General features: G+C 55.6%; 1 protein-coding gene and 1 pseudogene. Both read right to left on the bottom strand.

Going from position 1 to position 1160, the window contains the following annotated elements; translation table 11 throughout:
* A pseudogene (locus tag EN914_RS36085) lies at window positions 1-350 on the bottom strand (autotransporter); the annotation flags it as partial.
* A gap of 239 nt (window positions 351-589) precedes the next feature.
* Window positions 590-1160, bottom strand: a 571-nt coding sequence (locus EN914_RS36090; protein ID WP_127389718.1) for a hypothetical protein, incomplete at its 5' end; no start/stop codon positions are given.

Here is a 1160-nt window from a genome sequence, read left to right on the forward strand (position 1 = left end):
GGCGTGCTGTTGTCCAGGATACCGCCAAAGATGCTAACAATGTCATCGCCGTTTCCGTCATAATCGTTGACGATGACTGTTGACGAGTCGTTGGCTTGCCCCTTGTATCCCGCGAACCCCGTCGTGAATACGCCGCCGACATCCTGGACGTTTCCAGTTGTGCTGCACTCGACCGTGACCGATGTCGTTTCGAACGTCGTTTCGGCCGAGATGCCTGAGCCGACTGTTGTACCAGCACCGCTTGCGATAGCCGAGCACGCTTCCGCGCCAGATATCTGCAACGTGGATGCCGCCGCTAACGCAAGCAACGAAACACCCGCCAATTGATAGGCCTCGCGCGGCACTCTCATTCGATCCCACCTTACGAGAATCGATACCGTCACAGTTAAGGCAATTACAATAAATCACCGGCCCTTCAATGGGGCTCGTTGACTTGATTGACAGGCAGTGTACGCAGCGCGCTGCTCGTCGGCAATGGTTAGGCGTTCGCTCTCAGGCCACTATAAGGTCATGTGTGGCGACAAGGTCACTATCGAACTCAGATTGAACCGCTCAGATGCAGTACGACGCGGTACAAGGACGCGAACATCTAGAGGTCAGAATAGGCTGCCGAAACGGTCAGGCTTCCCGCGTGGGCAACCTTGCGGTCGTAACTTGCCCATATTTCCCCGCCGCACTGCTGGGCCCAGCGATGACAAAAAGAAAAATCGGTAGGCAAGTCCACGTCCGGCGTCACGATCTTCGAAAATGGCGTCAGAAAGCTCTCGAACTGTGCGGCGTATTTGTTTTTTCTGTAGCGCGACCGGTTCACCGTTTCGGGCAGTTTGTCAATTATCCTGGCGACGCAGTCGCGCGAAACCAAGAAGATACCCGTGCCACATAGCGATACCCGGACAAAGCCGCCCATCTCCTGCCGCGGTTCGATGATGGTTCCGAGGAACTCCAGGCTTTGCGCAAAGGCCTTGTCGAACGGCAGTTTCGACAGCGAGTGAAGTTTGCGAAGGTCGACCAGACGCCGCGGATACAAAGTGCCGACTACAGGCTTGTCGAGCGCCAGCATCGCGGCAATGAGATCGGGCGAAAAGCCCATGTCGCTGTCGATCATCAGGATGTGACTGCAGTCCAGCTTCTTGTAGTAGAAATTCGTGAGCAGATAGTTC

Source organism: Mesorhizobium sp. M7A.F.Ca.CA.001.08.2.1, from assembly GCF_003998455.1.
Lineage (GTDB): Bacteria > Pseudomonadota > Alphaproteobacteria > Rhizobiales > Rhizobiaceae > Mesorhizobium > Mesorhizobium ciceri.